The sequence below is a fragment of the Phenylobacterium sp. genome (genome assembly GCF_036402295.1).
Taxonomy (GTDB): domain Bacteria; phylum Pseudomonadota; class Alphaproteobacteria; order Caulobacterales; family Caulobacteraceae; genus Phenylobacterium.
Map to the genome: position 1 here is coordinate 1 of NZ_DASWTE010000040.1, position 9,652 is coordinate 9,652.

At 68.5% G+C, this 9,652-nt stretch carries 6 protein-coding genes, 1 rRNA gene and 1 pseudogene; 6 read left to right on the forward strand and 2 right to left on the reverse strand.

Annotated elements, in window-relative coordinates:
- The 3 genes and pseudogenes from VGD44_RS02395 to VGD44_RS02405 form a co-directional block, all read left to right on the forward strand.
- Positions 1–343 (forward strand): annotated as a pseudogene (locus VGD44_RS02395) (hypothetical protein); the annotation flags it as partial.
- 77 nt (positions 344–420) lie between these two features.
- Positions 421–1,491 (forward strand): DUF3667 domain-containing protein, encoded by a 1,071-nt coding sequence (locus tag VGD44_RS02400; protein ID WP_331083497.1) that lies wholly within the window; start codon positions 421–423, stop codon positions 1,489–1,491.
- A gap of 122 nt (positions 1,492–1,613) precedes the next feature.
- Positions 1,614–3,269, forward strand: coding sequence for a choline dehydrogenase (locus tag VGD44_RS02405; RefSeq protein WP_331083499.1), 1,656 nt, complete (start codon positions 1,614–1,616; stop codon positions 3,267–3,269).
- On the opposite strand, the gene VGD44_RS02410 is transcribed toward VGD44_RS02405, so the two are convergent.
- Positions 3,266–6,142: a M16 family metallopeptidase gene (locus VGD44_RS02410; RefSeq protein ID WP_331083501.1), complete on the reverse strand. Its 2,877-nt coding sequence runs from the start codon at positions 6,140–6,142 to the stop codon at positions 3,266–3,268. The two genes, VGD44_RS02405 and VGD44_RS02410, sit on opposite strands and share 4 nt — an antisense overlap.
- A 209-nt stretch (positions 6,143–6,351) precedes the next feature.
- Between VGD44_RS02410 and VGD44_RS02415 the strand changes: the two genes are divergently transcribed.
- Together VGD44_RS02415 and VGD44_RS02420 are read left to right on the forward strand one after the other, a co-directional pair.
- Positions 6,352–6,960, forward strand: a complete 609-nt coding sequence (locus VGD44_RS02415) for a rhomboid family intramembrane serine protease (RefSeq protein ID WP_331083503.1) — start codon at positions 6,352–6,354, stop codon at positions 6,958–6,960.
- 96 nt (positions 6,961–7,056) lie between these two features.
- Positions 7,057–7,485 (forward strand): CBS domain-containing protein, encoded by a 429-nt coding sequence (locus VGD44_RS02420; protein WP_331083505.1) that lies wholly within the window; start codon positions 7,057–7,059, stop codon positions 7,483–7,485.
- A gap of 94 nt (positions 7,486–7,579) precedes the next feature.
- Here VGD44_RS02420 and VGD44_RS02425 read toward each other — a convergent pair whose 3' ends face one another.
- Entirely contained in the window at positions 7,580–8,044 is a 465-nt protein-coding gene (locus tag VGD44_RS02425; protein ID WP_331083507.1) for an Rrf2 family transcriptional regulator, read from the reverse strand.
- Positions 8,045–9,267: 1,223 nt separating this feature from the next.
- Between VGD44_RS02425 and VGD44_RS02430 the strand changes: the two genes are divergently transcribed.
- Positions 9,268–9,652, forward strand: a 16S ribosomal RNA gene (locus tag VGD44_RS02430); the annotation flags it as partial.

Consider the following 9,652-nt stretch of genomic DNA (forward strand, 5'->3'; position numbering starts at 1 on the left):
CGGCGGCGCCAACTCGCTCAGCGGCTTGGCCGGCGTCGACATCATCTCCGGCTACGCGGGCGCCGACACCCTGCGCGGCGGGACGGGCGCCGACAAGCTGAGCGGCGGCTCGGGCGCCGACCGCTTCGTCTTCGCCAAGGGCGAGGCGGCGGGCGACACGATCACGGACTTCGCCTCGGACGACCTCATCCAGCTGACCGGCTACGGCGCGGGCTCGACGATCACCAAGGTCGCAGGCAGCACCACCGACTGGGTCATCCGCGACGGCGTCACGGGCCAAACCGAGATCCTCAAGCTCGCCAACGGCTACACCCTGGGATCGGGCGACTTCCTCTTCGGCTGACACACCGGAGCGGCGGGGCGGCCTTGTCCGCCTCCGCCAATCTCGTCACATTCCGCCCCCTGTGACGGGGGTTGGTGATGGTGGACCTGGAAGCGGTCGGCGGCGCGGCGACGGGCGGTCTGGTCGCCTCGACCTTCGAGAAGCCTACGGGGAAGGCCGGCGAGGCTCACAACGCCTGCGCCGACTGCGGGACCGAGACCATCGGCCGGTTCTGCCACAACTGCGGCAACGCCAGCCACGTGCACCGCACGCTCCTGCACCTGGGCGAAGAGCTGCTGCATGGGGTGATGCACTTTGACAGCCGCGCCTGGCGCACGCTGCCCAGGCTGGTGTTCCGGCCGGGCCAGCTGACCCGCGACTGGTGCCTGGGCAAGCGGACCCGCTACGTCTCGCCGCTGGCGATGTTCCTGTTCACCGTCTTCGTCATGTTCATGCTGCTCAGCTACGCGCCGGAGCCGAGGGAGTCCGAGATCGGCGAGCAGGCGGTGGCGACCGCCGATCTGGCGCGGCGCAACACCGATCTGGCCAACGCCCGCGCCGCGCTCAAGGACGCCTCGCCCGCCGCCCGCGCCGCGGCCCAGGCGGCCGTGGAGCTTGCCGAGAAGAACGTGGAGCGCGCGAAGGGCCGGATCGGCAAGGGCAACGGCGCGCCCATCGACGAGATCGCGAAGGAGCTGGAGGCCGAGGGGAAAGGGCAGCTCGGCATCTCGACGGGCTCGAAGAAGTTGGACGAGAAGATCCAGAAGAAGATCGAGAACCCCGAGCTCGCGATCTACAAGCTGCAGCAGACCTTCTACAAATTCTCATTCCTGCTGATCCCCATCTCGATCCCGTTCGTGGCGCTGCTGTTCCTCTGGAAGCGCGGCTTCACGCTCTACGACCACGGAGTGTTCGTCCTCTACTCCCTGACGTTCATGTCGCTGCTGGTCATGGTGGTGGCCGCGCTGGGACGGGTCGGCGGGGCCATCGGAGCGCTGTCGTTCGCCACGGCGCTCTTCATCGTACCCACGCACATGTTCTACCAGCTGAAGGGCGCCTACGGCCTGCGCACCTTCTCGGCGCTGTGGCGGACGTTCTTCCTGCTGGTCTTCTCGTCGATCGCGCTGACGTTCTTCCTGCTGGCGATCCTCTTCCTCGGCCTGGCGTGAGGCGACGGGGCTGACCTCACGGAAGGTGACGCATGCGTCATTTTTCTCCGGCGCCACCCTTGTGCGGCCCCGCGCCCTTTGTCAGTTTGCCGCCAACTGAACGACGTTAAGGGGAGGCGGCCGTGGCCGACCGCTACGACTACATCATCATCGGCGCTGGCTCCGCGGGCTGCGTGCTGGCCAATCGCCTCACCGAGGACGGCGCGACGAAGGTCCTGCTGCTCGAGGCCGGCGGCAAGGACAAGTCGCTGATGGTGACCATGCCGGCGGGCGTCGGCGGCCTGATCGGCAAGCAGGGCCCCTACAACTGGGGCTTCTGGACCGAGGCCGAGCCCAACCTCGACAACCGCAAGCTCTGGTGGCCGCGCGGCAAGGGCTGGGGCGGCTCGTCGTCGATCAACGGCATGATCTACATCCGCGGCCACGCGCGCGACTACGACCAGTGGCGCCAGATGGGCCTCGGCGGCTGGGGCTACGCCGACGTGCTGCCCTATTTCAAGCGCTCGGAGAGCCTCGAGGGCGGCGGCGACGATTGGCACGGCGGGCAGGGCCCGCTGCACGTCTCCAAGGCGGCATCGCCTAACCCGATCTACAAGGCCGCGATCGACGCCGGCGCCGAGGCCGGCTTCCCGGTCACCCGGGACTTCAACGGCTACCAGCAGGAAGGCTGGGGCCCCTACCAGCTCACCATCCACAAGGGCGAGCGCTGGAGCGCGGCGCGCGCCTACCTCTATCCGGCGCTGAACCGGCCGAACCTCACCTGCCTCACCGGCGCGCGGACCACCCGCATCCTCGTCGAGGGCGGCAAGGCGGTGGGCGTCGAGATCGTCGTCGAGAAGGGCGAGAAGAAGACGGTCTACGCCGACGCCGAGGTGATCCTCTCTGCCGGCGCCGTGCAGTCGCCGCAGATCCTGAAGCTGTCGGGCATCGGTCCGGGGGAAGAGCTGCGCCAGCATGGGATCGCCTCGGTCCACGACCTGCCGGGCGTGGGCGAGAACCTGCAGGACCACCTCGACGTCTGCATGTCGTGGGAGTGCCCGCAGCCGATAACGATCTATTCGATGCGCAAGGGCATCAGGACGCTGACGATCGGCCTGGAGTACCTGTTCCAGCGCAAGGGCCTGGGCACGCAGAACATGCTGGAATCGGGCGCCTTCCTGCGTTCGCGCCCTGATCTCGACCGACCCGACCTGCAGGTCCACACGGTGCTCGCCATGATGCAGGACCACGGCAAGGTGCAGATCAAGAAGGACGGCTTCACCTTCCACGTCTGCCAGCTGCGTCCGGAGAGTCGCGGAAGGGTGGGCCTGAAGAGCGCCGACCCGCTGGCCGACCCCGCCATCTTCGCCAACTACCTCTCCGCCGAGGAAGACCGCCGCGCCATGCGCGAGGGGGTGAAGATGATGCGCGAGGTCGCCGCCCAGGCCGCGCTCAAGCCCTACATCAAGGAAGAGTACGCGCCGGGATCGGGCATCCAGTCGGACGCCGACATCGACGCCTGGATCCGCCGCTCGGCCGAGACGATCTACCACCCCGTGGGCACCTGCCGCATGGGCGCGGCGGGCGATCCGATGGCCGTGGTCGACGCCGACTGCCGCGTGCAGGGCCTCTCCGGCCTGCGGGTGATCGACGCCTCGGTCATGCCGACGCTGGTGGGCGGCAACACCAACGCCCCCACCATGATGATCGCCGAGAAGGTTTCGGACGCCATCCGCGGCAAGGCCTTCCTGCCTGCCGACGACGCGCCGGTCTACGAGGCCGGGAAGGTCGCGGCCTAAGGCGCCGCCGCGGCCCCCGCCATCGGCTTCACCACCACCCGGTAGGCCGCCTCGGGCTTCAGCCAGGCCTCGGCCGCGCGCTTCACGTCGGCGGCCGTGACCTTCTCCGTCCCCGGGATGATCTCGCGGATCACGTCCAGGCGCCTTGGATCGGCCTGGGCGCCCGAGAGCTCGCCCACCCAGTAGCCGTTGGTCAGCCGCGCCCGCTGGATCGACTCAATCCGCGGCTTCTTCGCCCGCGACAGCTCGTCGGCGTCGACCTCCTTGGTGCGCAGGTCCTGGGCGATCTTCAGCGTGTCGTCGAAGAAGCCCTGCAGCTTCTCGGGCGGCGCCTCGACGTTTGCGGCGATGAAGCCCCAGCCGGTCCAGACCAGGCTGTGCTGCGAGTTCACGTCGGGCGAGTAGGTGACCCCCTGCGCCTCGCGCAACTCGTCGGTGATGCGCAGCTTCATGACCTCGCGCAGCACGGCCGTGTCGCGCGCCCGCTGCGGGTTGGCCCAGTAGTCGGTGGTGCCCCATGCGATGTAGCCGATCGCCTGGTCGGCGCGGCCCTTGTGCGCCAGCGTCACGGGCGCCGGCGCCCCCTTCGGGAACGCCACCACCCGCGCGGCCGGCGCGACCGGCTCCGCCTCGCGGCGCGGAGGCAGCGCGCCGAACGTCGCCGCTACCGTCTGGATCGCCTGGTCGACCGTGACGTCGCCCACGATCACCACCTCCACGGGTCCGCTCGCCAGGTCCGGGGTGACGGCGGACCGCACGTCGGCGATCTGGCCGGCGGCGATCTGTTCGCGGGTCGGGAAGGTCCAGCGCCGGTCGCCCGAATGGATCAGGGCGGGCAGGTCGCGCGCCATCACCCCGTTGTCGGTGGACTCGTACTGGTCGTTGGCCGTCTTGGCCGCCGCCTTGATCCGGGCGAAGGCGGCCTCGCGCCAGGCGGGTTCGGTCAGGTAGGCGGCCAGCACCTGCAGTTGCGTGGGCAGGTCGCCGGTCCGCGTGCCGCCCGACAGGACGTAGGCGTCGTCCGAGATGCTGAAACGGCCGCCGTAGACCTTGGACGCCAGCACGCGCTCCATGTCCTCGACGCCGATCTTCTTCAGGCCGCCCTCGATCAGGGCGTTGGAGGCCCAGAACGGGCTCTGGCGGTTGCTGGGCAGGCCCAGCATGCCGCGGCCGATGTTGACCCGCACCAGCACCTCGTCGTCCCGGAACGTGGTCGGCTTCACGGTCAGCCGCACGCCGTTGGCGAAGCGCACGAAAGTCGCCCCGACATCGGCCACCTCGCGCCGCTCGGCCACCTTTCCAGGCGGTCCGAAGCTCTCGTAGGGCCAGGTCAGCGCCTGCTGCTGGGCCGGTGGGGCCACGGCCACCTGTTGCGAGGTGGTGAGCGCCGCCAGCACGGCCGCTTCGCCGCCCTCGATGGGCGTCGGCGAGGCCATGAACACCAGCGGGCCCTGGCCGCGGAAGGTGGTCTTCAGCAGGGCGTTGACGGTCTCGGCCTTCAACCCCTTCACGTCGGCCTCGAACATCGCCAGGTCCTCGGCGGGCGAGGTCACGACGGTGTGGTCCGCGAGCGAGTTCAGAACCTCCTGCGCCAGGTCGGCGGGGCGGCGGGTCGCCGCGCCGGCGACGGCGGCCTTGAGGTTGGCGCGGATCTCCTCGATCTCGCGGTCCAGTTCGCCCTGCTGCACGCCGTACTGGACCAGCCGCCGCTGCTCCTGCTCGGCGGCGGCCAGCGCCTCGCGCCAGCGGCCGGCCTCGGCGTTGACGCCGATGGTGGCGATCTCGGCGGCGTCGTCCTGCTCGCCCTTGAAGGCGCCTGCGCCCAGGAACGGCGCGTTGGCGCCCCGCGCGACGGCCGAGTAGCGTCGGTTCAGCACGGCCATGCCGAGGCTCTCGATCAGGTCCTTCTTCCGCTTCGCCCGGGTGTCCAGCGACAGGTCGGGCGGGCTCATCCAGGCGACCTGCAGGGTCTGGGTGACGCCGGGGTCCACTACCAGCTTCGCCTCGGGCCCGCGCGGGAGGACGGGACCCTGGTCGGGGTCGGGTCGGGCAGGGGCCCTGGCGACCCAGCCGCTGAACGCCCCCTTGATCTTCGCCTCCATGGCGTCGACGTCGAAGTCGCCCACGGCCACGAACACCGCTCGGTCGGGCCGGTACCAGGCGTTGTAGAAGTCCACGATCTGACTGGCGGGCGCGTTACGGAGGACCTCGACCTTGCCGATCGGCAGGCGGGCAGGCAGGCGCTGGCCCTTCAGCAGGAAGTTCAACCGCGCCACGGTCACGCGATAGCCGGGCGTGTCGCGGGCGCGCTCCTCCGACAGCACGATGCCGCGCTCGCGGTCCACGGCGGCCGGGTCGACGGTCAGGTTGAACGCCGCCTCGCGCAGCAGCTTCAGCGAGGTGTCGACCGTCTCGGCGTCGGTCCGGGGCAGGTCGAGCTTGTAGATGGTCTCCGAGAAGCCGGTTGAGGCGTTGGTGTCGGCGCCGAAGGCCAGGCCCAGGCGCTCGAGGATCTTCACCATCTCGCCTTCCTTCACCTCCTTCGAGCCGTTGAAGGCCATGTGCTCCAGGAAGTGGGCGAGGCCCTGCTGGGCGTCGGCCTCCATCATCGAGCCGGTGGCGAACCACAGGCGGAACGCCGCCTGGCCCGGCGGGATCGTCTGGCGGCGGATCGCATAGCGCATGCCGTTGGGCAGGGCGCCGAAGCGGATGTCGGCGTCCGGCTTGAGGTCCGACACCGCCTGCGGCCACTGTCCGGGCGCGAGCCGCGGCGCCGGCGTGGCGGCTGCGGGAGCCTGGGCGGTGGCGGGAAGGGCGAAGGCGAGGGCGATCGCAGCGGCGAAGGCGGGGCCGAGGCCCCAGAAGCGGTTCATCAAGTCTGCCCGGAAAGGGGTCCAACGAAGCCGCGCACCTTCGCCAAGCGTTGCGGCGGGGGCAAGGCATCAAAGCGGCTGCTCGCGTATGCGCCCGACTGCCCTTACATACCCTTTCGATGGAAGTCGTTTTCTTCGAAGCCCCCGCGCCCGGCGGTTCGCGTCCTCCGCAGCCGGGCGAGCCCGGCTACCGCCCAGCGCGCGAGCCCATGATCAACGCACCTTGGCCGGTCGTGGTGATGACGGTTTCCATCGTCGTGCTCTACTTCCTGCAGACGCGCTTCCCGTTCGTGGTGGAAGCGCTGGCGTTCTCGCCTCACATGCTGCTGGACGGCCACTGGATCGGCCTCGTCAGCTCCCAGTTCCTGCACGGCAGCTGGGCTCATGCCCTCTTGAACGCGGCCTTCGTGCTGGCGTTCGGGGCGCCGGTCGCCCGACTGTTTGGGCCGCGCGCCAGCGGGGCCGTGGCGTTCTTCCTCTTCTATATACTGTGCGGAGTCCTGGCCTGCCTGGGCTTCGCCGCCCTCCACTGGGGGCAGGAAGCCTCGATGGTCGGCGCCTCGGGCGCCGCCTCCGGACTGATGGGCGCCGCCGCGCGCCTGATCGGCGGCCACGGGCGGGTGGGGCCGCTGTTTTCCCAGGCCGTCACCGGTATGGGCGGGGCCTGGATCCTGATCAACGTGATCATGGCCTTCACGGGCGGCGCGCTGATCCCCGGGGCCGGCGACGCCGGCGTCGCCTGGGAGGCCCACCTCACGGGATTCGCCGCCGGCGTGCTTCTGATCGCGCCCTTCAGCTGGCTGGCCGGCCGTCGCTGAGAAGCCCCGCTCACGCGCGCGTGACGCGCACGTGCATTGTAACGAAACTGAAATTGCGCAAACGTCGTTACCCAAGAGAACGGGACAGGAGGCCTCATGCTGGTCTCACAAATACTCCGCACCAAGGGCGACGCGGTCTTCACCATCGTGCCGACCGAGAAAGTCGGTGTGGTGGCCGAACTCCTCCACGCCAAGCGTGTCGGGGCCCTGGTGGTGCTGGAGGCCGAGCGCGTTGTCGGCATCGTCTCCGAACGTGACATCGTGCGCGCCATCGCGGCCCACGGGGCCGGGGTGCTTTCCCGCCCGGTGTCCGAGTTCATGACCGCCAATGTGCTCTTCGCCGAGCCCGGCGAGACCGTCGATTCCCTGCTCTCCCGCATGACCGACCGGCGCATCCGCCACCTGCCGGTCTGCAAGAACGAGCGGCTGGTCGGCATCGTCTCGATCGGCGACCTGGTGAAGTGGAAGATTTCCGAGGTGGAGGCCGAGGCCGATGGCCTGAAGGCCTACATCGCGGCCAGTTAGCGGACCAAGACCCCCCTCCGCAAAGGAGGGCTGAAAGCCGGCGGTGCGTCGGCGGTAGGGGCGGAGAAGGGGACGGACCCTCCTCCGCCCCGTTTCATTCTGGCGCCAGCATGGCCTCAGGAACCGGGAGCGCCGTCTCCACGCCCGTGGAGGCCGCGGCGTCGGCCAGGGTGTGGCGTTCCAGCACCTCGGCGGTGGCGTCGCGGGCGCGGGCCAGGGCCTCGCGCAGGGTGCAGGCCTCGAGGCTCGGGCAGTCGGCGCATTTGCGGAAGCCGAGTCGGGGCGAGACGCAGGGCGCGAGCGCCAGCGGCCCGTCGATGACCCGGATGACCTCGGCGAAGGCGATCTCGTCGGCGGGGCGGGCGAGGGTGTAGCCGCCGAACTTGCCGCGGCGGCTGACGACGATCTGGTGGCGCGACAGCTCCAGGAGAATCGCTTCCAGGAACTTGCGCGGTGCGCCGGCGCGCAGAGCGAGCTCGCCCGCGCTCACCTGGCCGCCGCCTTCGCGGGCCAGCGCCACCAGCGCCCGCAGGCCGTACTTCGCCTTTTGCGACAGCATCGCCACCTCTTCGCGTCCCCATGTGAGCCGGGGCGGTCCTTGCCTGCAAGGAGCGCGCCCACGTGCGTGCGAGCGTCGCAGCCTCACGGGGCAGCCTCTGCCGGCGAGGGAGCTCAACAGCGAAAGATCGTTGCGCATCAAACCCCTGGGGTCCGAGCGGGCGTGCGGCATTCCGCCGGTCTGTGAGATTCTTTGCGCCAGCCTGTTGACGCCGGCCCGGCCCCCCAATAGATAGCCGCCTCCGCTCGGAACGGGGCGGCGACCGAAGGATCGGAGAGGACGTAAGTTCTTGATAATCCTGACGAAGCCAAAACGCGTCCGAGACGTTGACCGCCGCGCTCGAGGGGTGCGGGAAGCCTGGCTTCCCGAGGCTCCAGAGGCGGGGCGCCGCCAGAAGATCCGGAACTTCCGGGGATCGGCGGAAGGCCTGGAAATGGCCGGTTGACAGCCCGGGGGCCGGCCACTAGATAGCCGCCTCCGCTCGGAACGGGGCCGACGACGAAGTTGCTGACGGGACGTCAAGTCCTTGAGGGTGCTTCAGAAATCGGTACCGGGACGAGACGTCGGCAGCCTCGCGGCTGAGGGTTCGAAGGGTTCGCTCTTCGCAAGCCTCGAAGCGGGGTCCTGGTTCGAAGATCCGGATGCGTCCGGGGATCGGCCGGGGGTCCTGAAAAGGATCGGTTGACACCCACGGGGACGGCCACTAAGTAGCCGCCTCCCGCTCGGGCGGGGCTCAACTCGAAGCGACGGCGGGCGCCGAAAGGTGCTTGATCTTCGGTTCGAAATGAGTATGTTCCCGAGCCTCAATCGAATCGTCACGGACTTTGAGGGAAGCCCCTCGGCAGCCCGAGGCGGTTTTTGCGGTCAAATTCTGGGGTTTCTCAGAAACGTCGCAAAAGCCGAAAAGGCCGATTGACACTACCGAGGCCGGTCACTAAGTAGCCGCCTCCGCCGACCACCGGCGCTAAACAGTGGGCTCGGCGAAAGCCGGTGCGGGTCTTTGACATCGTTGAATTGGAAAGAGAAACGCAGGCGGCGGCGTCCTGGCGATAGTCCTAACCAGACTATCTCGACGCTGACTGTGACTGCGGTCTCTTGAAGACACCATGAATATGGTCGGACCTTGGTTCGGCCACGATTTGTGGGAACTCGTCAAGAACTACGCAGACTATAGCCAGTCGATCCGTTGAGGGTCGATTACGCAGAAAGTCAGAACGTCAACTCAACCTGAGAGTTTGATCCTGGCTCAGAGCGAACGCTGGCGGCAGGCCTAATACATGCAAGTCGAACGGCTCTTCGGAGCAGTGGCGGACGGGTGAGTAACGCGTGGGAACGTGCCCTTTGGTTCGGAACAACACAGGGAAACTTGTGCTAATACCGAATGTGCCCTTCGGGGGAAAGATTTATTGCCATTGGAGCGGCCCGCGTTGGATTAGGTAGTTGGTGGGGTAAAGGCCTACCAAGCCTACGATCCATAGCTGGTCTGAGAGGATGATCAGCCACACTGGGACTGAGACACGGCCCAGACTCCTACGGGAGGCAGCAGTAGGGAATCTTGCGCAATGGGCGAAAGCCTGACGCAGCCATGCCGCGTGAATGATGAAGGTC